23 protein-coding genes and 1 tRNA gene are annotated in these 22,234 nt (G+C 44.9%); 17 read left to right on the top strand and 7 right to left on the bottom strand.

Features of this window, described 5'->3' with window-relative positions; genetic code table 11:
- Positions 1-2: 2 nt before the first annotated feature.
- From AB0763_RS09755 to AB0763_RS09740, 4 genes are all read left to right on the top strand, one after another.
- On the top strand, positions 3-2,429 hold the full coding sequence (locus AB0763_RS09755; protein WP_306100871.1) for a DUF2309 domain-containing protein: 2,427 nt from the start codon (positions 3-5) through the stop codon (positions 2,427-2,429).
- A 16-nt stretch (positions 2,430-2,445) separates the two neighbouring features.
- Positions 2,446-3,417 carry an L-threonylcarbamoyladenylate synthase gene (locus AB0763_RS09750; protein WP_306100923.1) on the top strand — a complete coding sequence of 324 codons (972 nt, stop codon included), beginning with the start codon at positions 2,446-2,448 and terminating at the stop codon, positions 3,415-3,417.
- A 325-nt stretch (positions 3,418-3,742) separates the two neighbouring features.
- Positions 3,743-4,951 (top strand): zinc metallochaperone GTPase ZigA, encoded by a 1,209-nt coding sequence (gene zigA / locus AB0763_RS09745; protein WP_306100872.1) that lies wholly within the window; start codon positions 3,743-3,745, stop codon positions 4,949-4,951.
- 2 nt (positions 4,952-4,953) lie between these two features.
- Complete coding sequence (locus AB0763_RS09740; RefSeq protein WP_306100873.1) at positions 4,954-5,628, top strand: DUF1826 domain-containing protein; 675 nt, start codon at positions 4,954-4,956, stop codon at positions 5,626-5,628.
- A gap of 53 nt (positions 5,629-5,681) precedes the next feature.
- Here AB0763_RS09740 and AB0763_RS09735 read toward each other — a convergent pair whose 3' ends face one another.
- Positions 5,682-6,128, bottom strand: coding sequence for a hypothetical protein (locus AB0763_RS09735; protein WP_306100874.1), 447 nt, complete (start codon positions 6,126-6,128; stop codon positions 5,682-5,684).
- Between the two features lie 66 nt (positions 6,129-6,194).
- Entirely contained in the window at positions 6,195-7,193 is a 999-nt protein-coding gene (locus AB0763_RS09730; RefSeq protein WP_306100875.1) for a YHYH protein, read from the bottom strand.
- A 264-nt stretch (positions 7,194-7,457) separates the two neighbouring features.
- Here AB0763_RS09730 and AB0763_RS09725 point away from each other — a divergent pair, with 264 nt between their 5' ends.
- On the top strand, positions 7,458-8,963 hold the full coding sequence (locus AB0763_RS09725; protein ID WP_306100876.1) for an HD domain-containing protein: 1,506 nt from the start codon (positions 7,458-7,460) through the stop codon (positions 8,961-8,963).
- A gap of 152 nt (positions 8,964-9,115) precedes the next feature.
- On the opposite strand, the gene AB0763_RS09720 is transcribed toward AB0763_RS09725, so the two are convergent.
- A tRNA-Arg gene (locus AB0763_RS09720) sits at positions 9,116-9,192 on the bottom strand.
- Positions 9,193-9,245: 53 nt separating this feature from the next.
- Positions 9,246-10,388, bottom strand: coding sequence for a flagellar assembly protein FlgT (locus AB0763_RS09715; RefSeq protein WP_306100877.1), 1,143 nt, complete (start codon positions 10,386-10,388; stop codon positions 9,246-9,248).
- Between the two features lie 174 nt (positions 10,389-10,562).
- On the opposite strand from AB0763_RS09715, the gene AB0763_RS09710 reads away from it, so the two are divergent.
- On the top strand, positions 10,563-11,198 hold the full coding sequence (locus AB0763_RS09710; RefSeq protein ID WP_306100878.1) for a FlgO family outer membrane protein: 636 nt from the start codon (positions 10,563-10,565) through the stop codon (positions 11,196-11,198).
- 11 nt (positions 11,199-11,209) lie between these two features.
- Complete coding sequence (flgP, locus tag AB0763_RS09705; RefSeq protein ID WP_306100879.1) at positions 11,210-11,641, top strand: flagellar assembly lipoprotein FlgP; 432 nt, start codon at positions 11,210-11,212, stop codon at positions 11,639-11,641.
- 100 nt (positions 11,642-11,741) lie between these two features.
- Here the strand turns inward: flgP and AB0763_RS09700 are convergent, their stop codons facing one another.
- The 3 genes from AB0763_RS09700 to flgA form a co-directional block, all read right to left on the bottom strand.
- Positions 11,742-12,167: a flagella synthesis protein FlgN gene (locus AB0763_RS09700; protein WP_306100880.1), complete on the bottom strand. Its 426-nt coding sequence runs from the start codon at positions 12,165-12,167 to the stop codon at positions 11,742-11,744.
- A 34-nt stretch (positions 12,168-12,201) separates the two neighbouring features.
- Complete coding sequence (gene flgM, locus AB0763_RS09695; protein WP_306100881.1) at positions 12,202-12,522, bottom strand: flagellar biosynthesis anti-sigma factor FlgM; 321 nt, start codon at positions 12,520-12,522, stop codon at positions 12,202-12,204.
- Positions 12,523-12,680: 158 nt separating this feature from the next.
- Complete coding sequence (gene flgA, locus AB0763_RS09690; RefSeq protein WP_306100882.1) at positions 12,681-13,424, bottom strand: flagellar basal body P-ring formation chaperone FlgA; 744 nt, start codon at positions 13,422-13,424, stop codon at positions 12,681-12,683.
- A 77-nt stretch (positions 13,425-13,501) separates the two neighbouring features.
- Between flgA and AB0763_RS09685 the strand changes: the two genes are divergently transcribed.
- The 10 genes from AB0763_RS09685 to AB0763_RS09640 all read left to right on the top strand — a co-directional run bounded on the left by AB0763_RS09685 (position 13,502) and on the right by AB0763_RS09640 (position 22,231).
- The gene (locus AB0763_RS09685) at positions 13,502-14,431 is read left to right on the top strand and encodes a chemotaxis protein CheV (protein ID WP_306100883.1); all 930 of its coding nucleotides are present in this window, start codon (positions 13,502-13,504) and stop codon (positions 14,429-14,431) included.
- An 11-nt stretch (positions 14,432-14,442) separates the two neighbouring features.
- Complete coding sequence (locus AB0763_RS09680) at positions 14,443-15,270, top strand: protein-glutamate O-methyltransferase CheR (protein ID WP_306100884.1); 828 nt, start codon at positions 14,443-14,445, stop codon at positions 15,268-15,270.
- A 336-nt stretch (positions 15,271-15,606) separates the two neighbouring features.
- Positions 15,607-16,002, top strand: a complete 396-nt coding sequence (flgB, locus tag AB0763_RS09675) for a flagellar basal body rod protein FlgB (protein WP_306100885.1) — start codon at positions 15,607-15,609, stop codon at positions 16,000-16,002.
- A 5-nt stretch (positions 16,003-16,007) separates the two neighbouring features.
- A complete protein-coding gene (flgC, locus tag AB0763_RS09670; RefSeq protein WP_306100886.1) occupies positions 16,008-16,424 on the top strand; it encodes a flagellar basal body rod protein FlgC in 417 nt (138 codons plus the stop codon).
- Positions 16,425-16,440: 16 nt separating this feature from the next.
- Entirely contained in the window at positions 16,441-17,145 is a 705-nt protein-coding gene (gene flgD / locus AB0763_RS09665; RefSeq protein WP_306100887.1) for a flagellar hook assembly protein FlgD, read from the top strand.
- A 26-nt stretch (positions 17,146-17,171) separates the two neighbouring features.
- Positions 17,172-18,482 carry a flagellar hook protein FlgE gene (flgE, locus tag AB0763_RS09660; protein WP_306100888.1) on the top strand — a complete coding sequence of 437 codons (1,311 nt, stop codon included), beginning with the start codon at positions 17,172-17,174 and terminating at the stop codon, positions 18,480-18,482.
- Between the two features lie 228 nt (positions 18,483-18,710).
- Positions 18,711-19,460: a flagellar basal-body rod protein FlgF gene (gene flgF / locus AB0763_RS09655; RefSeq protein WP_306100889.1), complete on the top strand. Its 750-nt coding sequence runs from the start codon at positions 18,711-18,713 to the stop codon at positions 19,458-19,460.
- A gap of 20 nt (positions 19,461-19,480) precedes the next feature.
- On the top strand, positions 19,481-20,269 hold the full coding sequence (gene flgG, locus AB0763_RS09650) for a flagellar basal-body rod protein FlgG (protein ID WP_306100890.1): 789 nt from the start codon (positions 19,481-19,483) through the stop codon (positions 20,267-20,269).
- 24 nt (positions 20,270-20,293) lie between these two features.
- Positions 20,294-21,073 (top strand): flagellar basal body L-ring protein FlgH, encoded by a 780-nt coding sequence (gene flgH / locus AB0763_RS09645; RefSeq protein ID WP_306100891.1) that lies wholly within the window; start codon positions 20,294-20,296, stop codon positions 21,071-21,073.
- A gap of 66 nt (positions 21,074-21,139) precedes the next feature.
- Positions 21,140-22,231 carry a flagellar basal body P-ring protein FlgI gene (locus AB0763_RS09640; protein ID WP_306100892.1) on the top strand — a complete coding sequence of 364 codons (1,092 nt, stop codon included), beginning with the start codon at positions 21,140-21,142 and terminating at the stop codon, positions 22,229-22,231.
- Positions 22,232-22,234 lie beyond the last annotated feature (3 nt).

Genomic DNA, 22,234 nt, shown 5'->3' with positions numbered 1-22,234 from the left:
TAATGAATATCAAGACTATAACAGACAATAAGAGCAAGCCTCGAACATTTCAATCGGTTGCCACTCAAGCGGCGTCTTTGATTGCCCCTGCCTGGCCTTTAGATCGCTCTATCGCGGTTAACCCTTGGTGGCCTCAGCGACATCAAACCATTGACGATACTTTTGCACAACAAGCGGTACTGACAGGGTTTCACGGGTTGATGCCGGTCTCTTACTATCGAGCGCATTGGCAAGCGCAAATCCAGCCCCACCATTTGATGGAAGCGAAACGCCAATGCCAATCGCCTTTGGATGAGCAGGACTTAGTCGCTGTTATTCGTGGTGAGCTTGGCGACATTGGTCGATGGAAAACCTTGGCGATGTTGATGGATGACATGGTGCCTTCGGAACAAGGACACAGCTGGGAGCAAGAAATTATTCAGCAAGTGAGTCAGTTTATCGCTCTTTATCATCAATACCCTGAGCGATTTGATGCCGAAGGAGGCAAGAGCGGTCAGCACCTTTATCAAAGTTGGTTGGAGGTGGTGTGTCTAGACAAAGGGATTAAAACCTTACTTGGGGTCGATCTATTGGATTACTTCAACCGATTACCCAAAACTTTGTCAGCTTTGTTTGAGCATGTCGAACATCAATGGCAAGACGTATGGTATGACGAACAAGGCGCGTTGACGTTTACTCGCGGCTCTCTTAATCAGTTATCGGGGTGGGCCGGTTGGCAAGCTTGGCTTGATTGGCAATCTGGATTGGAACAAAAAACCACAGATGAACCACATGCGCTGGGCTTAGTGGCTATTTTGTTGGCATGGGATACCGTACTCATGCACTGGCTACTCAAAAACAATACGGAAGCGGCGTTGAAAATTCGCCAACGCATCAAGCATCAATCGATGCAATTAGAGAGCTTAGTGAGCAGTGCTAAGCAGGTACTTGAACCACTTTGGGTATGGCAATGTGCGTTGGAAATCAGCATTCAAGACGATTGGGTGACGAAGATCAAGCAAACCTCGATAGAGCCTTTGTCCGAGCTCCCTGAATTACAGGCGATCTTTTGTATCGACGTACGCTCTGAGCCGATGAGACGAGCGATTGAGGCCCAGAAACAAGGGTTTGAAACCTTGGGCTTCGCCGGCTTTTTTGGGGTACCTGTTTCTTATCAAACACAAGATGGCAACGTTACTCGACCACAATTACCAGGGCTACTCGCGCCGAACTTTGTTGCTAAATCCACGCGTGTTCAGCCTGAACGTTGGTTTCGTATGACCCATTTGGGCTGGCAAAATAGTTTTGAAAAGCCGGCATCCAATTTAGGCATGGTAGAAGCGGGAGGGCTACTTAAATTGGTCAGCCTGTTTAAGCGCGCTGTGTTAGAGCAAGGAACCGATAACCCAGTGAATAAAGAAGCGCGTAAAAACCAGCGCTGGCAACTTGAGCGACATGATATTGCTCTAACCGTAGCAGAAAAAGCGGAGCTAGGGGCAGGTATTTTAAAGGCGATAGGCATTAGTCAGCGTCTAGCTAAGGTGATTTTGCTGACAGGCCACGGTAGCCAAACGTGTAACAATCACACTGCTTCAGGGCTTGATTGTGGTGCGTGTGGTGGTCAAACCGGAGAGGTCAATGTCAAAGTACTGGCGGCTTTACTCAATGATAAAGCTGTGCGTGAGAAAATGGCGGAGTTTGGGGTGTTAGTCCCTGAGCAAACGGTATTTTATGCGGCTTTACACAATACCACTACCGACGATATCGATGTGTTTGAAGCGCCAAATCAAGCCGCGTGGTTAGCAGATATCGACAACGCATCGCAATTGGCACGTAAAAATCGATCAAAACAATTTGCCGATATCGATGAGCCTTCACCAGAAGAAATGGTGAGGTTTTTCAAGCACAGAGCGACAAACTGGGCTCAAATGCGTCCGGAATGGGGGCTGTGTAATAACGCTGGTGTGTTTATTGCTCCGAGGCATTTGACAAAAAATATCGATTTTTCTGGACGTGCGTTTTTACATGAATATCATGTCAGCCAAGATCCAGAGTTTAGCCAGCTTGAAAAGATCATGACAGCACCTTTGTTGGTAATGAACTGGATAAACCTGCAGTATTATGCTTCAGTGACCATGCCTGACAAATACGGTAGTGGCAACAAGTTGCTGCATAACGTCGTGGGTGGGCGCATTGGTGTTTTCGAGGGCAATGGTGGGGATTTGCGTATTGGCTTATCACATCAGTCGGTGCATGACGGAGAAAAATACCGTCATCAACCCGTGCGATTAAATGCGTTTATTCAAGCGCCTAAATCGGCAATTGAAGCCATTCTTGCTCGCCACGCGGATGTCGCAGCACTGGCTGATAATCAATGGTTGTTTCTTTATCAAATCGACGAAGACCACCAAGTTTGGCGTTATCACAATAAGCATTGGCAATTAAAGTAGTTACGGAGATTTTTTGTTGAACACTCTAAAGTTGGCGGCCACTAGCCGCCAAGATTTACAAACAGCGGCTCAATTACTCCAGCAAGGTAAACGAGTGGCGCTTCCTACTGAGACAGTTTACGGTTTGGCTGCCGATGCAACCCAGCCCGATGCTGTCAAAGGGATTTTTGCAGCCAAAGGAAGGCCGGCTAATCACCCTCTCATTGTGCATATTGGGGATATTGCACAGCTATCTGAGTGGGTGGAGAGTGTTTCAGAAGATGCCTTAACGCTAGCCAAAACCTTTTGGCCCGGGCCGTTAACCTTGTTGTTGAAAAAATCGACGTCTTGCAATTCTGTGGTGACTGGCGGCCTGGAAACCGTTGCAGTGCGTATTCCTTCTCATCCTGTCATGTTGTCGTTATTACAAAAACATCGCCTGGCCGTCGCGGCGCCGTCAGCGAACTTGTATAAACAGCTCAGCCCCACCAATGCCGATCAGGTTCTAGATGGGCTTGATGGTCGTATTGAAGCGGTAGTGGATGGCGGGGATTGTCTGTTCGGTTTGGAATCGACGATTGTTGATCTTACGTCTGAGGCGATTCAAGTGCTTAGAGCGGGCCCGATTACCGCACATCAATTGAGTGAATGTCTTGGTAAACCCGTTACTTACCCTGAGAGCCACAATGTGGCGGTACCAGGTAATGTAGGAAGTCACTACCAACCTCAAACCCTATTGCGTTTAGTGGGGAGCCTCTCCCAGTCACTAGAGCAACGTGATCGCTCTTTGACTTACGCGGTATTGCATACCACCGCTTTTGCTGAAGAAGCCAATGTACACAGCTTAGCCATGCCGCTTGATGCTCAGGAGTACGGCAATAAACTGTATCGCTATTTAGCCAAAGCAGATAAATTGAAAGTAGACGAAATTTGGTTAGAGCAGCCACCGACAGGTGAGGAATGGAATGCGATTCACGATAGGTTAAGTCGCGCTGCTCTACCATTGTAACCCTCATCGTGAGTCGTGAAACACTCACCGTGGTGCAAGTTATCAATCTGATATAAGTATACCAATTTGATCCACTTTTGGCTCACAAGTAGCGCAAAAATGGCCTGTTAATTGAATTGGTATATTTCACTGCTACTCTGTCTAAGTCACTTATTCGCCCTCACTTTATGCACTAGGTCATCCGACGGCCTTGATAAGATCTGATTGAGCTTCCTTTTGTTATGTTATAACATACCTATATCTGGCTTGGGCATTTGGTATTAGCGGTATTTCGCTTTAACACTAAAACCAAGGTAATCCCTCAATTGAGTAGTGTTAAACCTTTATGAGTATTCATCCAACATCTCCGCTCCCCGTTACGGTTCTCTCTGGCTTTCTCGGCGCAGGAAAAACAACGGTTTTAAGGCATATTCTCACTAATCGTCAAAATCGAAAGGTCGCCGTGATTGTCAACGATATGAGTGACATCAATATCGATTCTTCAACCATTAAGAATGAGGTTTCGCTTAGTCATCAACAAGAAAAATTGGTTGAAATGAGTAATGGTTGTATCTGCTGTACCTTGCGAGAAGATTTATTGGTCGAGATCCAAGCGTTAGCCAAAGAAGGTCGATTTGACCATATTGTGATTGAATCAACAGGCATTTCTGAACCTTTGCCTGTCGCAGAGACTTTTACCTTTCAGGATGAAAACGGTCATTCCTTATCGGACATTGCCCGACTCGATACTATGGTAACCGTTGTTGATGCGTTAAATTTTATGCGTGACTACCAGCAAGCTGAAGACTTACAAGCCACCGAACAACACCTCGGTGAAGAGGATGAGCGCAGTGTGACTGATCTGTTAGTCGACCAAGTTGAATTCGCCGATGTTATCCTGATCAGCAAAAGCGATCTCGTCTCGCCAGAGTCATTAGCACATCTACAAGGGGTACTGAAAACGCTAAATACAACGGCTAACATTATTGTGATTCGCGATGGTCGCGTGGATATTTCACAAGTATTAAACACCGGGTTATTTGACTTTGACAAAGCCCAGCAGTCTCCAGGTTGGCTCAAAGAGTTGCGCGGCGAACACGTACCGGAAACGGAAGAATACGGCATCAGCAGTTTTAGTTATCAAGCTCGTCGTCCATTTGATCCTGAAAAGTTTTATCACTTTTTGCATAACCTCGAACAATTTGGCACCTTGCTTCGCTCAAAAGGGTATTTTTGGTTGGCGACTCGGCCTGATTTTGCCGGTCAGTGGAGTCAGGCCGGTGGAATGGCTCGTTATGGCTATGGCGGTATGTTTTGGCAAGCGACGCCCAAGTCACAGTGGCCGAGTGATCCAGAGTATCTCGCGTCGATTGAAAAAACCTGGCTTGAACCCTTTGGTGACCGACGCCAAGAGTTGGTATTCATAGGGCAAAATTTGGATAAACTTGCCATGATCAAAGCGCTAGATGATTGCTTGATCAGTGAAGAGCAGGCCGCTTTGGGGCCAAAGAGTTGGCAACACCTTGCTGACCCGTTTACGGAGTGGGAGGCGTAACCATGTCTACTGTTCATTTACTTGACTCGGAACTGGACGATACCGAAAAGCCGTTGTCTTATGCCATCGATACGGCGCCCAATGTATTGGCTAACATCTACCAATGTGAACACAATATCGCGCTATGGCAACGAAAGCTAGACCAGAGTTTAGTCGATAACATTGAGACCATGCTACGCAATACAAGCACCTTGGCTTTAGTACAAACGGTCACGCCAGATAATGCGGCACAATGGATTGAGAATCGGTTATCTGAGCACCCATGCGCCAAGCCGCTAGGTGAAGACATTGCGCTCGTTGTCGATATGTTTTGTTGTCTGTTTGACCTTGAGGAGGTCGGACTGAGGCTCACCAAATTAGACAAGCCGATGTGTCCTAAATTTCATGTTGACCACGTACCGTGTCGTTTGGTCACCACTTATGTTGGTACGGCGACAGAGTGGCTTGCGAATCAGGATGTCAATCGAGATAAATTAGGGTCGGGGAGTGCTGGTCTGACCGACAGTGAATCTGGGTTGTATTCATCTGCCGAAGTGATTAAAAAGGTCACACCTGGCGATATCGCTTTATTAAAAGGCAGTGGTTGGGAAGGTAACGAAGCTAAGGGAATCGTGCATCGCTCTCCAGCCATGAACAATGATCAGCCGCGTTTATTACTGACATTGGATATGATCTGATAGTGAATGGGTTAGCAGTGAACTCTACTCAAATCTGATTGCTTGGCCATCCGTTACCGAGATTTGGGGGCGGGAATGACAACTTTAACCACCGAACTTATGGGGTTTCCATTGATTGACCATTCTCCATGATCATTGGCATTCAATGTCACTTTGACAACGTTGTCTCCTGTTTTAAACAACGATCTTGGCAAGTGAAACCAAGAGCTATAAACACGAGCAATTTTGACGTCATTGACATAAATATGAGCGTGCCCTTGGTTATTGTTTGGCGCTTGATTGATTGATGCTGGAGTAAACGTAAAGTGGCGAGTTAAAATTTGTACATTAAAGCCATCCATAACATCGGGAAACATCAAATGGCTGACACTGGGAATTGGGCTTTGTGATGACACTTCTCTTGGCGGGTGCTGATGGCTCACCTCCATGCCTTTAATGCTGCGTGTATTTTGATAAGAGCCAGTATTATTGTCCGCCCCTGCGATGGGGCTATCTGTCATCGATAATACATTGATTAGCAGGAGCGAGAGGCTCGCCCCGAGAATGAAATAGGCGAACTTTTCCATTTATTGACCCGGAGGTGGTGGCATGGCATTGACTAAGTCACTCTTGTCGATATTGAGCGCTTGAGCAGCGGCTGAAAAGTCGGGTGGCATGGTATCGCCTAGCGCGTTTTTCAGCGCTTCTTCACTGACGCCAAGTTGCTCGGCAATGTCTGCGAAATTAGGGCCGCCACCTTGTGGGTGAGCCAGTTTACTCTCTACTTCACCATGGTAACAATCAACCATGTATGGGGCTTCATCGGCGGTTAAATGATAGTGATAGATGCCCTCGGGAAATTCTGGGGTGGGTCCAAAATGGCCACTGCATTCATCAAGATCATGACTTTTCACAATTACGCCTCCGACATCTTGATTGCTGTATACTGGGAAACCATCTTGTAATACCCCGATCATAATTGAGTGCTCTCCGTCTTGCTCGGCCGCTTCAGCAATACAGACTGGTATACCGTGGTAGTGATAATTTGACCCATCGACCAGTGTATGGCCATTACACTCATCCAGAAAAGGAACGTGATCGTGAATCACTTGATCGTCTTTAGCCACTACAGAGCGATCTGGGTTTTCATAATCATTGAAAATTTGTGCGCCACTTAACGCCACTCCTATCTGACCTAATGAGGTTTGGGTGACAGAGTTTGAATAAACCGGTTTGGTGGTAATGCGTGTATCAATGGGGGTTTCTGTAAAATAACTGCCTGATTCAACAACATTAAAAAATTCTGCGGGTTTATTGGCAAAAGGTTGATTTTGAGGGTTAGTCGGAATTAAATACTTTTCGGCAAATCCATGACTGGGAATACCATTCGATTGAAAGCGAAAGGTATTGTCTGAGCCTTGAAGCGTAATCGTGACATTGTCTGCCCAATTGGCATGTTGGACCGCTTGAGTTGTGTCGACCGGCTCGGTAAGGCTGCTTTTAGCTGAGACCGAAGAGTAAATGATGGAGGCAACAGCTGCCATCACAGAGACTGCCGTGGTGGTGTAGAGGAGTTTATTGGTCATTGAATTTGCTCACGATGCTTTGCGACGACGTTATCTTCCAAATAATTAAAGTAGTGAATAAAGATCACAAAATCAAATCGCACAGTGATGCATTGACCCATCTTTACCTTGGAAAACTAGCCGTGCAGTGTGTGATTGATACCGGGAAAGGTTTCATTTTATTGATAAATGTCTATCGAACTCTTGTTTAGCTCGTATCCGAGTGTGACAATGACCAAAGCCAAGCGCCAAGGCTGTTATGTCCTGTTCTTTTGGAGAGATTAGATGCATTTTGATGTGAATTTGAGCGGTAAGATTTTAGACCCAATTCACGGCACAATTATGATTACCGATATTGAAAGGCAGGTGATCAGTCATCCGTTATTTCAACGGTTGCGCAGTGTGAAGCAGAACTCTTTTTTATATAAAGTCTTCCCTTCTTCCCAGCATAGCCGGTTTGAACATTCGCTTGGTGTCATGCACGTTGCGTATCAAATGTATCGCCATTTGGTTATTAACTCATACCGCTATGATTCTAAATACAACGATAAATTATTGTTTACTCAGATAGAAAAAATATCTTTTGCACGGGTGCAAGAGTTAAGGTTGGCCGCATTGCTGCACGATATTGGCCACGGCCCGATGTCTCATCAATTTGACTCATTTTTGTTGAGTGCTACACAACTTAAAGATGCCCTTGGTCCTGAATTTTCAGACATATATTCGTTAATTGATGACAGTAAAGGGGTTGAACACGAGCATATTTCACTGATTTTTATCAAAAAGATATTTTCTGATCTACAGGTAAATATTGAAGTGGATAATATTATTAAATTAATTGAGTCAAGTTTTAAAGGTGGTGTCATTAATGATGTCATTGGCGACGAGCAGTATGATATTCAGCCCTTGTTTACCTCTTTAATTTCCTCTTGTCCTATTGACTCGGACCGGATGGACTATTTACTGCGCGACAGTTATTTTTCTGGCGTCAAGTGCGGTATCTATAATATTGAGAGAATCATGATGTCGATTGTCCCTGTTGTGAAAGGCAAACAGGTATATTTGGCTTATAAAGAAAGTGGTCTTGATTCCATATCTGAGTTTATTTTCTCGCGCTCTAGTTTATTCAGTCAAGTGTATTACCATAAAACCAATCGAGCATTTTCATCGATGTTGACCAAAGTCTGTAATAAGTTAACGGCTAAGAGCGACGATGATCATTTATTCGCGGCCATGTATCAGTTTAAAAGTGGTCATTTTGCCAATAATTTACGCTCGCTTGAACGTTTTTATCTCGATAACTCGGACGAATTTTTTATCAAACATACCTTGTCACAACTGATTAAACGCGACCCTAAAGCAAAAGATATTATAGACAATATTTTGTATCGTGCGCCTTGGAAAAAACTTTACGAAGCAAAAGCTTACCAGCCAAATTGCACCGTACATTCCCAAGTGAACAAAGGGTTTGTCACGCAATTGAAAGACGACTTTAGCCAATATTTGACCCAGTACATTGATAAAGAAGATTTTTTTATTGATGTAATGAGTGATAACTCATTGAAAGATTTGGATAAAACAAAGGTTAAGTTATTAACTAAAACCGCGAATAGCGACTATGAATGCCACGATATCGCCTTGTGTGGTGAAAAATTAGATCAGTATCAAAGCGTGCGTTATTTTATACGTGTGTATGTTAACCCAGTGGTATGTGATCCGTCAGTGATTGAAGCCGTCAATAAACTCGATGTGATTAAGCAAACCCTCGTTTCTCGTTATGCATTGCGTTAGCGTCTTTATCAAAGGTGTTGTATCAGGGCAAACGCTTTGATGAGCTTCTTACTGCGCCGTTTTCGATTTGGCTTTGTCACAAAGATCAGATAACGCGCTCCAAACCAAAAAGGCTTAGCGATAAAAATCAGCTAAGCCTTTTTATTATTAAATGGCGCTCCCGACAGGATTCGAACCTGTGACCTACCCCTTAGGAGGGGGCCGCGCTATCCAGCTGTGCCACGGGAGCTTGCCAATATTCTAACGAATTGACTTTAAAAGTCCAATAGGGCTTTTGAATTACTACTGATTTTTCAGTATCTTGTGCATCACATCGCCAATTTGAACACTTGAGGCGAGGTCGGGTTGATCTACGGTAAGATCCGCACCGGTTTCATACACACGTGCCACGGTTAACGTCACGTCGCTTTCGATAACTTTTGGCCTTGAAATCCCTTTTTGATCAATAAAAGAGGCGGTGTGCCAAAGTTTGAGTTGATCGCCTTTTTTGACGCCGTGAATGCGTCCCAGATCCATACTGATCGTTTCACCAAATTTGGCCGCCACTTCGGGTAAAGTGACTTTACAAGCCAATTCGTTTTCCAGATCTAACATCACATTTCGGCTGACACGTAGCATCATCTCGCCATAGGTTGAGTGCCAAAAGCGGGCACTTTGGGTATCGACTTGACTGGTTTTAGGAAAAGGCCAAACACCAATATCTCGATAGATCTTGTTAAAGACTTGATGACCAGTACTGCCATCAAAAATAGATAAATCCATTGCAAATTGACGATTAATGGTGTCTTCATCGCTAAATGAGTTACCAATTGTGGCCGTCAAATCAATGATATTGCCGCCAACTAAATACTGAGCTCCGGTATCTTGCGCCAACATTTGTATACGAGCAGGGTCGTCAAGGCCAAATTTATATGGCGTAACACCAACGGACACAAAGCTGTGAGATTGTTTGTCAATTTGACGCTCGACAATTTTGGTGTAGTCCTCACCCAGTTGATAAATCTGACCCATCACGGCTTGCTGAGGTGATAAAAGCCTGAGATCGCCCAGTAGTATTGTCTTTTTGTACTGTTGATTGTGGCAAGCTCTTGCCGATGGATAAATATCCACTCTGGCCGTGACATAAATTTTATTGCCGTTTTTACTGATCTTATCAATCGCAATATAGCGAACTTCGTGGTTAGTAAATTGGTATTCGGTTTGAGCTGCCTCGAGAAAAGGCCATAAGTTGCTTAAGCTACCAATATCGGCGCCTGAAAACTCCACCGCTTTGTAGACGGCATCTTCAAGAGCGTGTTGCCGCGCTTGGTTTTCTGAACTAACAATTGCCGATTCTCCGGTGACTTGGTACCAAGCCGCCTGTGCATTAGCAGTGTAAAAGCCGATTAAAATCAATGCGCTTATTTGTTTAATCCATTTTTTCATGTCTATTAACCAATCTGGGTATAATTTTTGCTTCGTTAGAATCATTCACGGCTATAACGGCAAAAAAAGGATGGTGAACGTTCATCATTCAATGTGAAAGCAAAGACTGTTCCATTTACTCAATGCTTTGTGACTAGTGTAACAGTAGATGACGAATTATCTGGAGACAAACCGATGAAAAAGTGGCTCGTGTTGATACCAGTCTTATTCCTGACTGCCTGTGCGTATGCGCCAATTTACAATGGAAAGCAACAATACGCAGGAAGCCAATTTATGTTGTTAGAAAACCCACAGCATACCATGAATTACTTTGTCGATAGCTTGACTGAAGAGTTGATTCTGTCTAACACGAGTGTTTCAGCGAGAACGCCTTTAGCAGTGACCTCCTTTGTTGATGTACAAAACATGGATGCGACCAATTGGCTTGGAAATACGGTGTCTGAAGGCTTTATTTATCAATTTCAACGACGCGGATTTCAAGTTGTGGACTACAAAACGACAGGCGATATCCAAGTCACTCAAGAGGGTGATTTTGCTTTGAGTCGCGATTGGAAATCGTTGGCTCACGAGCAAAATATTCAGTATGTGTTAGTTGGAACGATGCTGCGCCAAGAGGGTGGGGTGTTGGTCAATGCTCGGGTTGTTGGTTTAAAAACGCGCATCGTCGTCGCCTCGGCTCAAGGGTTCTTACCCGCTGATCGCATTGGGCGTGATTTAGATACCCTGAACAGTATGCGTACAAAAGACGGTGTTATCATACGTTCTGATCCTACGATACGTCAGCCTTACACCGTGATTTTGAGACCTTAGGAGCAAGTGAAATGAGAAGCGCATTAATGATAATCACAGTTTTGTGGTTAGCCGCCTGTCAGCCGCTGCAGACGATTAGAGATGATAATACCTTGGTCGCGGTTGGCTATGCGACCATCAGTGAGCAAAAAGGTCGTAATGATGAGGAAAGGCGTGTTAGAGCGATGAGAGCGTCCAAGATTGATGCTTATCGTGAATTGGCTGAGCAAGTTTATGGTATGCGCATCAGCGGCCGTGCAGAATTACAAGACCAACGTTTAGGGGTAGAAAACACATCAGGTGCGGTTGATGGTGTTATTCGTGGTGCCGAAGTGGTGAGAAGCTATCCGGTGGGCGACAGCTATGTTACTGAACTAAGACTGGATATTCGTAAAATGTCTGCCTTAAGGGATTACGGTGAGGTTCAACCAGTACCCAATGCAAGGCAAGAAACGATCTTCTAATTTAAAAATTGACCTCGTGATATTCGCAACAAGCAAAAGCGCGATCTTATTTTCGCGCTTTTGTTTTTTTACATTGATGAGTGCGGTAAAGAAACCAACTTTAGGCTTTGATATTTGTGCCTAATGTCGAAATAGATTGGGTTTTTCCGCCAGCGTTATAAGTCATGCCCGCTTTGCGATTGGTTTCTTGCAATAAATTATTTAACTTGCGAAAACTCATCTCAGCTCGAGCTAAAGCCTCACCGTTCACTAGGTTAATTTCTTGGCAACGGGTGATAATCGCTTGGATATCACTGACTTTGGCAGACAAATTGTCATCGTCCGAGAGTTTGGTAACATCTGGGTGAGCCGCGATGCGTTGATCGGTGATTTTTAATCGTTCAACCAATTCATTTTTCTTTAGTGCAACGGACTCTATTTGGGAGGAAATTCGCTGAGTGATCGCCTGGGTTTCATCGCTCAGTACTTGCTCGAGCTCGTTGGCACTGTCGAGTTGAAATTGAACTAAATCCACTAAAGCAACCATCACTCACTCCTTATCTCGTTTTTACCGCCAAGCGTTACTGCGTTGAAAGCTCACTTTCAAATTTTAAAATATTGCTCGCTAGCTTGTCAGGATCAACCTTGTATGAGCCGTTAGCGATCGCTTCTTTGATAGAAGCTACCTTAGCTTTGTCAAACGCAGGTTGTGACGACAAATCTTGTTGCATTTGATTAAGCGCTTTGCTTTGCTGGCTCAAGGATACGGAATCTTGTCCGGAGCCCGTTGCGGTTGTTTTACTATCATTTTGTGTTGCAGTGCTGCTAATTTCAGTTTTACTGTTACCGCGTTGCGTTGCAGTACTTAACTGATTTGAGCGCACATTATCAATGCCTGCCATATCTCTCTCTCACTCTCACCAGGATGACATTTCTCTCAGTGGCTATATTATCGACCATCATTGAGGTTTCTTTAATATTTTGATCGAATATATTGATTCATTCTACCGCACTTTGGGCTTTGTAGGTCAAGTGAGCTTTAAAAGAGGGTGAAACTTAGTTAAAAAGCAACAGAAACCTCACCAACGGCAGTGACTCGCGCTTGGATTATACGTTGGGATTTGTCGTTTTTCACTCTCACTTGCTCGCCTTCTCCACCATCTTGTAGGGCGGTTCCTTGAGTTGTGATAGACATCCCACCTTTGGCAGCAATGATGGTCACTTTTTCATTGCGACAGACAACACAAATATCATTTCTTTCAACGACATCGCCCAAGCGAATCAAACGTTTTACCTTAGCGCCAGTGACGTTATTGAGTTGGCTATAGCCCTGGCGCCTAAAATGTTGCAAAGTAATCATCGACACCGTGACATCAGATGGCGATATAATAACGCCTTTTGCGAGTGGGCGAAGCGCGGTTACCATGGGCAATGCTAGCTCAATTTTTACCGGGACATACACGCGCCAATTGTCTGATTCGCACTCAACTAACACATTTATATTACTTCGATTACTGTTAGTATTGTTAGCACTGGTGGTAAGGGGTATGGGACAATCCGTCATTTTTAAACGCGGGTCAAGGTCTGCCGCTTGTACCTTGAGTTCTGCTCCTTTAGGCTTAGTCATATTGGCGAGGATATACTCCTCTGCCGCTAAGCGGGTGCGTTCGATTTGTCTATCGCTGGCAGCGTGAGTGAAAAAACTCAACAAAAAGAGAAAAAAGCCGATAAACTTAACAAATCTGGCTATAAACACTCTACATTTACAGTGTGTATCAAAAAAATGAAAATAAGACTTTGCCATTACGCGCCTCTTTTGTAGTTTTGGCTAAATTTAGGGTAACACCTTTGAGCAAAAAAGTTTGAAACGGAGTAAAACTTATGACGGGGATTCTTGATTCTGTCAATCAACGGACTCAATTAGTCGGCCAAAACCGATTGGAGCTTTTGACCTTTCGTCTAATGGGTCGTCAACGTTACGGTATTAACGTTTTTAAGGTTAAAGAAGTATTACAGTGTCCTCGACTCACAATTATGCCCAATCTGCATCCTTTTGTTAAAGGAATTGCTCATATTCGCGGTCAGACGGTCTCCGTAATTGATTTGAGTTTGGCAGTTGGTGGCCGGGCGACAACGGATATCGAAAAGTGTTTTGTCGTTATCGCTGAGTTTAACCGCAGTATTCAGGCGTTTTTGGTCAGCTCCGTTGAGCGCATCATTAACATGCGCTGGGAAGAAATTTTGCCGCCGCCAGAAGGGGCCGGTAAAGCAAATTATCTTACGGCTGTCACTAACATCGATAACGAGTTGGTTGAAATCCTTGATGTTGAGAAAATCCTGGCAGAGATTGCACCCGTCGATGAAACCATGGACAGTTCGATTGGCGAAGATCTGGCTGCGGCAGAGCAAGAAAAACAATTTGTAAGACGCATTCTTATCGCAGACGATTCAACGGTAGCACGTAAGCAAGTGGAGCGAGCCATTACCTCAATTGGTTTTGATGTCATTGCCGTTAAAGACGGCCGAGAAGCTTATGAAGCTTTGGTTGAAATGACGAAAGAAGGCAACATTCACGATCAAATTTGCTTGGTCATTTCCGATATTGAGATGCCAGAAATGGACGGCTATACCCTGACAGCAGAAATTCGCCGCCACGCTGAGCTTAAAGATCTTTATGTTATTTTGCATTCATCGTTGAGCGGAGTGTTTAATCAAGCGATGGTCGAACGCGTTGGGGCGAATTCATTTATTGCCAAGTTCAACCCTGATGAGTTGGGTAATGCCGTTAAGTCAGCGCTAACTATTCAATAAAAGAGTATTAAATGACAACAATAACGATAAATGATAATGAATACCGAGACTTTTGCCGTTTCCTAGAAGCACAATGTGGGATTGTTCTAGGTGACAGTAAGCAATATTTAGTAAGAAGTCGCTTAACACCCTTGGTGAATAAGTTTCATTGCTCGGACTTGTCGGGGTTACTCAAGGATGTCATTGTTGGTCGCAATCGCGAGTTGAGGTTAGCGGCTGTTGATGCTATGACGACCAATGAAACACTTTGGTTTCGCGATACGTATCCTTTTACGGTTTTGGCCGAGAAAATTTTGCCTGAGGTTGGAGCGAGTAAACGGCCAGTGAAAATTTGGTCTGCTGCGAGTTCCTCAGGCCAAGAGCCTTACTCAATTGCCATGACAGCGATTGAGGCGCAACAGAAAAAGCCGGGATTGTTTACCTCAGTGTCTATCACCGCGACAGACATTTCTCCAACTATGCTGGATCATTGCCGAGCAGGTGAATACGACAACCTTGCACTTGGTCGTGGGCTATCACCAGAGCGCCGTCGAGTCTTTTTTGAAGAGGCGGGTAACGGCAAGATGCGCGTCAAAGACAATGTGAAACGCATGGTTAACTTTAGACCACAGAACTTAATGGAAAGCTATGGTCTATTGGGCAAGTTTGACATTATTTTTTGTCGCAATGTACTGATTTACTTTTCACCTGAAATGAAGGCGAAAGTACTTAATCAAATGGCGATGAGTTTGAATCCTGGTGGCTACTTACTGCTAGGGGCTTCTGAATCCCTAACCGGGTTGACTGAACGCTTTGAAATGGTTCGCTGTAATCCGGGAATTATTTATAAGCTAAAGTAGCATTATTTACTCTCATTTGTCGTGAAGATGACAGGTTGTCATCTATAAAGCTCAGTGCTGTCACTGAGCTTTTTTGTTTCCAGTGTGATTGATATTTTTACGATGGCGTTTATTGTGTTTGTACACAAGTAGAAAGATTATCGCTTGTGGCGTCATTATTTCACATCAAAAGAGGGTTAATGGGTGAGATCTAGCGGGGTCGTAATCCCTCTTGTTTTGCTGACCGACATTGAGTACATCAAAAAAATGAATTTTTGATACAAGATTTTCCAGTTTGGCATAAAGTTTGCTAATTAAATAACCATCAATCCGTCAACTTACCTCCGGGGAAATAACATGGCCATTTCATTTGATAATGCTTTGGGAGTTCATCAGTACACAGTTGGTGTCCGCGAGCGTAATGCAGAGGTTATTTCGACCAATATTGCTCAAGCGAATACCCCGGGGTATAAAGCACGTGGCTTGGATTTTGCTAAAGAATTACAAGCGGCAACGTCGGGTAGAAGCCTGCACTTAGCAGAGACGGATGGACGGCATATTTCTGCCACTACAACGCTAGAAGGGGACAAACTCTACCGCATCCCTTCTCAGCCAGATACCGGTGATGGCAATACGGTTGACCTTGACATGGAGCGTAACTTATTCATGCAAAATCAAATCCGACATCAAGCCTCACTTGACTTTCTTGGCGGTAAATTTAAAGGCTTAACCAAAGCGATCAAAGGGGAGTAGTGTCGATGAGCTTATTTAACGTATTTAATGTTGCCGGCTCGGCGATGAGCGCAGAATCCGTTCGCCTAAACACAACTTCGAGTAACCTTGCTAACGCAGACAGCATCAGTAGTTCAGCGAAAGAGACTTATCGTGCACGTCACGCAGTATTCGGTGCTGAGCTTAATCAAGCGTTAGGGGATCGCGGTGATACCGTCCCAGTGAAAGTCATGGGGGTGGTTGAAAGCAATAAACCTTTGGTGGCTGAATACAATCCAGAACACCCGATGGCCAATCAAGATGGGTATATTTACAAACCGAATGTGAACGTAATGGAAGAGATGGCGAATATGATTTCGGCCTCGCGTTCTTACCAAACCAATGTCCAAGTCGCGGATGCCAGTAAACAAATGTTGCTGCGTACGCTACAGATGGGTCAATAATTAAGGAGAAATCGTTATGGCGGGAGTCAATAATGTCGGTCAAAGCGGCTTGTCCTATATTGACCAGCTTAAAGCGTTACAAGACAAAAAAACGGATGAAACAACCGGAAAGCAGGACCTAAAACAAGAAGACTTTTTGTCTTTATTGACCAAACAGCTTTCTCAGCAAGATCCTTTTAAACCGGTCAGTAATGATCAAATGATTGCCCAGATGGCGTCATTTGCCACCGTCGATGGGATTGGGAAAATGAACTCTCAGTTTGAAAGTCTCAACTCTTCGATGACCTCTAACCAGGCTCTACAAGCTTCTTCCCTTGTCGGTCGCGATGTACTTGTCCCGGGCGCGAGTGGTATGAAAGGCGACAATGCACCAATGTCATCCATGGTTAAGCTGCCTAATGCGGTAGATAACGTCATCATTCGGGTAAAAGACGCAGCAGGACAACTGGTGCGTACATTTGATGTCGGCGCTAAGCCTGCAGGCGATTCTAAGGTGATTTGGGATGGCAATGACGATAAAGGCAACCCATTGCCGGCTGGTAAATACAACGTGGAAGCCTCAGGAATGCTAGACGGCAAAGCAACCAATTTTTCTGTGTCGAGTTATGCCAATGTAAATAGCGTGTTGCTCGGTAAAGGTGACGGCAATGTCATGCTCAATCTGGCTGGTTTTGATTCGCCAGTCAAACTTGCGGAAGTACTGGAAGTCGGTAAGGCGTAACGCTTGCCAGATTTAGGAGAATTATAATGTCATACGTATCACTTAGCGGCTTATCCGCTGCTCAATTAGACTTAAACACGACGAGTAACAACATCGCGAACGCCAACACTTTTGGCTTTAAAGAATCGCGAGCTGAGTTTGGTGATGTTTATTCAAACTCCTTGTTTACTAACTCAAAAACCACGCCCGGAAGCGGTGTTCAGCCCAATCAAATTGCGCAACAATTTCATGAAGGCTCAAGTATCTATACTAACAACCCGATGGATTTGAGAGTCGCGGGCACGGGGTTTTTTGCCGTCGCGAAAGACAGGTTGGTGCCTAACCAAAATGAGCTAACTCGAAACGGGGCGTTTCACCTAGACAAAGACAATTACATGGTGACAGCAAATGATGAGTTTTTGCTCGGGTATGATGTCGATTCCTTAACCGGTGAAGTGACGTCTTATGAGCCGAAACCGCTTCATATTCCTTCAGAATTTGGTAAGCCTAAACAAACAGGCAACGTCACCGTAGGTGTCAACTTACCGGCCAATGGCGAAACCAAAGATCCATTGCAATTTGATTTTTCAGACCCGGATACCTATAACCGTTCCACGTCATCAACGATTTATGACTCTATGGGGCAGTCTTACAAACTATCGACATATTATCTGAAAGATCAAAACCAGCCTAATACTTGGCAAGTCTATTATACCGTGACCGATGCTGAAGGTGAGAAAGCCCTCAACATTGCCGGCGGTGATGCGACCAATGCCACAGGGCAAGTTGGCCACACAATGCGATTTAATAATGATGGTACGCTGGCCAGTATTAACAATAATCAACCCGTTTTGACACAGTCACTGGGCGGAGCTGATAACCCAAATCCGGTTAATCTCAATGGCGGTGATACCGAGCAGGTCCTCAACCTGGATGTCAGCGGCGCCACGCAGTTTGCTGCACCGTTTGAGTTAACTAAGTTTGATGAAGATGGCGCCACCACTGGCTTTTTGACCAAAGTTGATTTTGATGAAAAAGGCAGTGTTTATGGGACTTACTCAAATGGTGAAAACATCACTTTAGGACGTGTTGGTCTTGTGCGCGTTCCCAATGAGCAAGGCTTAGATAAAAAAGGCAGTACTCAGTGGAACTCGACCAATAACTCTGGTGATAAGATCTGGGGTGAGTCAAATAAAGGCTCTTTTGGTACTATCAACAGTGGCACCTTAGAGCAGTCTAATATTGATATGACGCAAGAGTTAGTCGATCTTATCTCAGCGCAACGTAATTTCCAAGCCAACTCTCGTGCGCTTGAAGTGCACAACCAACTGCAACAAAACATCCTACAAATCCGATAATACAGGGCGGGGCAGTGATGCCCCGTTCATTGTTTCGTTTCTAAGTCTCATGGCAGAGACTGTCTTATTTATTTCTGAATAAGGGGCAAATGCTACTCACCTTTTGCCGCCCCGGCTTGCCGCTTGTGAAAATATTGCCACCTTATAATTTAACCTACTGATTTATATTGATTAATTTTATGGCATCATAATTGCTTAACTCCTATTGAGAGAGATAGGAGGATCACCATGGATCGAGCACTGTACCTAGCGATGAGTGGCGCAAAGCAAAATATGCAAGCTTTGCAAACTCGTGCCAATAACTTAGCCAATGTCAGCACGACAGGGTTTAGAGCGGATTTAGCTCAAGCGAGAGCGATGCCGGCTTATGGTGAAGGGTTACCATCGCGTGTCTTTAGTATGACTGAGCGTCCAGGCTATAACTTTCGTCAAGGCAGTGTCATCACCACAGGTCGCGACCTTGATGTGACCATTCAAGGACGAGGCTGGATTTCGGTTCTCGACAGCAGTGGCCAAGAAGGTTTGACACGTAATGGCAATTTACAAATTGATCAAAACGGTTTGTTAACCAATGCCAGTGGCCATTTAATTGTCGGTGACAATGATGCGCCGATTAATCTACCTATTCCATTGAGCAAAGTCGAAATTGGTAAAGATGGTACGATTTCTGTCTTACCACAAGGGGCGCCTGCCGATGCGATGGAAATTGCTGGCCGCATCAAGTTAGTGACGACGGATGACAGTTCATTGTACAAAGATGCGAACGGTTTGTTTCGCCACATCGACCTCAATCAACCTTATCAAGCCGATGCTGCGGTTTCTTTGACAACCGGTGCCATTGAAGGCAGCAATGTCAATGCAGTCGGCGAAATGACAGCGATGATCGATTTACAGCGCCAATTTGAAATGCAAGTCAAAATGATGAGCACAGCCGAAGAAATGGACAAAACATCCGATTCACTATTGCGTAGCAGCTAAGACAGGTGAGGAAATAAAGTATGCAACCAGCACTATGGGTCAGTAAGACCGGGTTAGATGCCCAACAAACGAATATTGCCACCATTTCAAACAACCTTGCGAATGCGTCTACGATAGGCTTTAAGAAAAGTCGCGCTGTGTTTGAAGATCTCTTTTATCAAAACATTAACCAGCCGGGTGGTCAATCGTCACAAAATACTCAGCTGCCAACCGGTTTGATGCTTGGCGCTGGCTCTAAAGTGGTTGCTACTCAGAAGGTGCACACCCACGGCAATGTACAAACCACTTCGAATGCTCTTGACTTAATGGTGGAAGGCGATGGTTTTTTCCAAGTGACAATGCCGGATGGCAATATTGGCTATAGCCGTAACGGGCAATTTACTCTTGACGCCAATGGCACAGTGGTGACATCGGGAACAGGCTATGCACTTGAGCCACAAATTGTGATCCCAGAAGATGCGATATCCATTACGGTTGGCACCGATGGTGAAGTTTCTGTACGCGTGCGCGGTCAGCAAAATAATGTCGTGGTTGGACAAATTACGATTACTGATTTTATTAATCCAGGAGGGTTAGAGCCGGTAGGTCAAAACTTGTACTTACCCACAGGGGCAAGCGGTGACCCACAAGAAGGCGTCCCTGGATTAGATGGTTTAGGGGAAATTCGTCAATCTATGCTCGAAACCTCGAACGTGAATGTAACAGAAGAACTGGTCAATATGATCGAAGCTCAGCGCGTTTATGAGATGAACTCAAAAGTGATCTCTGCCGTTGATAAAATGATGAGCTTTGTCAATCAGCAGCTCTAACAGTACGGGAATAAGGACGATACGATGAAAGCTCTGTATCTAGTTGCGTTAACCACCTTGCTTAATGGTTGTAGTGCACTTTTAATGCCTGAAGACGCGGAAGCTCCGCAAGCGACGACCGTCGTCGATGCTATCGAAGGTGATAAGTCTCAGCCAGAATCTAATGAAGGCCTCGTCGATTCATTACGCGGGCGCACCGATGCAGTGGCAGACGATCCGGCCTGGGCTCCCATTCATCCCAACAAGCCAGAGGCTCATTACGCCGCAGAGACCGGTTCATTATTCAGTCAAGCAACAGCGAAAGACCTTTACAATGACAAAAGGCCACACAGTGTCGGTGATATTATCACGGTCAATTTAGATGAAAGTACAAATGCATCAAAAAGCGCTAATGCCGACTTGTCAAAAAGCAATGATGCCAGCATGGATCCACTCTCGGTTGGTGGCCAAGAGCTCAAAGTCGGCGATTACAATTTTTCGTATGGACTGAGTAACCAAAACAATTTTACTGGTGATGCATCGGCTAATCAAAGTAATAGTTTAAGTGGGGCTATCACAGTGCAAGTGATCCAAGTACTTGGCAATGGCAATCTCGTGATCCGCGGTGAAAAGTGGATGACGCTCAACACTGGCGACGAATATATTCGATTAAGTGGCACCATTCGCCCCGATGATATCGATGCCGATAATACCATTGCGTCTAACCGAGTGTCGAACGCCCGCATTCAATACTCAGCGACAGGCGATCAGCAAGATATGCAGCAACCAGGATTTTTGGCACGATTTTTTAATGTCTCACTTTAAGAGTGTTGTTTTTAATCGCTATTCATAGCAAGTTGGTGATGAGCCTTTGTCACACGAGGAGTTAGCATGAGCAAATGGCTGGTATTATTGGTAACCTTGGTGTCTTTCTCTACCGAGATTCAAGCGGCACGCATTAAAGATGTCGCTCAAGTAGCGGGGGTGCGCAGTAACCAGTTGGTGGGTTATGGCTTAGTGTCTGGCTTGCCGGGGACTGGGGAATCAACGCCGTTTACTGATCAAAGCTTTGCCGCTTTGTTGAAAAATTTTGGCATTCAATTGCCGCAAGGGGTAAGCCCAAACTCGAAAAATATTGCCGCAGTCATGGTAACGGCCGAAATGCCAGCTTTTTCAAAACCGGGTCAGCGTATTGATGTCACCGTTTCTTCGATTGGCTCTGCGAAAAGTTTGCGTGGCGGCACTTTATTACAGACGTTTATGAAAGGACTGGATGGGAAGGTCTATGCCGTGGCTCAAGGTAACATGGTTGTCAGTGGATTCAGTGCTGAAGGGGCAGATGGGTCAAAATTGGTCGGTAATAACCCGGCGGTTGGGTTGATCTCACGCGGGGCCATGGTTGAAAAAGAAATACCGACGCCGTTTTCTCGTGGCGATTTCATCACCTTTAATTTGTTAAATTCTGACTTTACTACCGCTCAGCGCATGGCGGATTCGATCAATAACTTTCTCGGCCCGCAAATGGCTAATGCCATCGATGCTACTTCTGTAAAAGTTCGCGCGCCAAGAGATCTTAGTCAACGAGTCGCCTTTTTATCTGCCATCGAAAATCTTGAGTTTAACCCCGCAGACGGCGCAGCAAAAATCATTGTTAACTCGAGAACGGGCACGATCGTTGTCGGTCAGCATGTACGCTTAAAACCGGCTGCGGTAACTCATGGTGGCATGACTGTTGCAATAAAAGAAAATCTCAATGTAAGCCAACCAAATGGCTTAGCGGGGGGGAATACTGTTGTTACCCCAGATTCGGATCTTTCGGTTAAAGAACAAGATGGCAAGATGTTTAACTTCCAGCCTGGTTTAACTCTCGATGATTTGGTGAGAGCAGTCAATGAAGTGGGTGCGGCGCCATCGGATTTGATGGCCATTTTACAAGCACTCAAACAAGCGGGTGCAATCGAAGGTCAGTTGATCATTATTTAAAGG

The sequence above is a fragment of the Vibrio sp. HB236076 genome, assembly GCF_040957575.1.
Classification (GTDB): Bacteria; Pseudomonadota; Gammaproteobacteria; order Enterobacterales; family Vibrionaceae; genus Vibrio.
The sequence above is the reverse complement of the archived record's forward strand: the minus strand, read 5'-3'. Positions and strand labels throughout refer to the sequence as shown.

Coding starts and splice junctions, on each gene's coding strand:
- AB0763_RS09755 (WP_306100871.1), top strand. CDS start 3: ATGAATATCAAGACTATAACAGACAATAAGAGCAAGCCTCGAACATTT.
- zigA (WP_306100872.1), top strand. CDS start 3,743: ATGAGTATTCATCCAACATCTCCGCTCCCCGTTACGGTTCTCTCTGGC.
- AB0763_RS09740 (WP_306100873.1), top strand. CDS start 4,954: ATGTCTACTGTTCATTTACTTGACTCGGAACTGGACGATACCGAAAAG.
- AB0763_RS09735 (WP_306100874.1), bottom strand. CDS start 6,128: ATGACAGATAGCCCCATCGCAGGGGCGGACAATAATACTGGCTCTTAT.
- AB0763_RS09730 (WP_306100875.1), bottom strand. CDS start 7,193: ATGACCAATAAACTCCTCTACACCACCACGGCAGTCTCTGTGATGGCA.
- AB0763_RS09725 (WP_306100876.1), top strand. CDS start 7,458: ATGCATTTTGATGTGAATTTGAGCGGTAAGATTTTAGACCCAATTCAC.
- AB0763_RS09715 (WP_306100877.1), bottom strand. CDS start 10,388: ATGAAAAAATGGATTAAACAAATAAGCGCATTGATTTTAATCGGCTTT.
- AB0763_RS09710 (WP_306100878.1), top strand. CDS start 10,563: ATGAAAAAGTGGCTCGTGTTGATACCAGTCTTATTCCTGACTGCCTGT.
- flgP (WP_306100879.1), top strand. CDS start 11,210: ATGAGAAGCGCATTAATGATAATCACAGTTTTGTGGTTAGCCGCCTGT.
- AB0763_RS09700 (WP_306100880.1), bottom strand. CDS start 12,167: ATGGTTGCTTTAGTGGATTTAGTTCAATTTCAACTCGACAGTGCCAAC.
- flgM (WP_306100881.1), bottom strand. CDS start 12,522: ATGGCAGGCATTGATAATGTGCGCTCAAATCAGTTAAGTACTGCAACG.
- flgA (WP_306100882.1), bottom strand. CDS start 13,424: ATGGCAAAGTCTTATTTTCATTTTTTTGATACACACTGTAAATGTAGA.
- AB0763_RS09685 (WP_306100883.1), top strand. CDS start 13,502: ATGACGGGGATTCTTGATTCTGTCAATCAACGGACTCAATTAGTCGGC.
- AB0763_RS09680 (WP_306100884.1), top strand. CDS start 14,443: ATGACAACAATAACGATAAATGATAATGAATACCGAGACTTTTGCCGT.
- flgB (WP_306100885.1), top strand. CDS start 15,607: ATGGCCATTTCATTTGATAATGCTTTGGGAGTTCATCAGTACACAGTT.
- flgC (WP_306100886.1), top strand. CDS start 16,008: ATGAGCTTATTTAACGTATTTAATGTTGCCGGCTCGGCGATGAGCGCA.
- flgD (WP_306100887.1), top strand. CDS start 16,441: ATGGCGGGAGTCAATAATGTCGGTCAAAGCGGCTTGTCCTATATTGAC.
- flgE (WP_306100888.1), top strand. CDS start 17,172: ATGTCATACGTATCACTTAGCGGCTTATCCGCTGCTCAATTAGACTTA.
- flgF (WP_306100889.1), top strand. CDS start 18,711: ATGGATCGAGCACTGTACCTAGCGATGAGTGGCGCAAAGCAAAATATG.
- flgG (WP_306100890.1), top strand. CDS start 19,481: ATGCAACCAGCACTATGGGTCAGTAAGACCGGGTTAGATGCCCAACAA.
- flgH (WP_306100891.1), top strand. CDS start 20,294: ATGAAAGCTCTGTATCTAGTTGCGTTAACCACCTTGCTTAATGGTTGT.
- AB0763_RS09640 (WP_306100892.1), top strand. CDS start 21,140: ATGAGCAAATGGCTGGTATTATTGGTAACCTTGGTGTCTTTCTCTACC.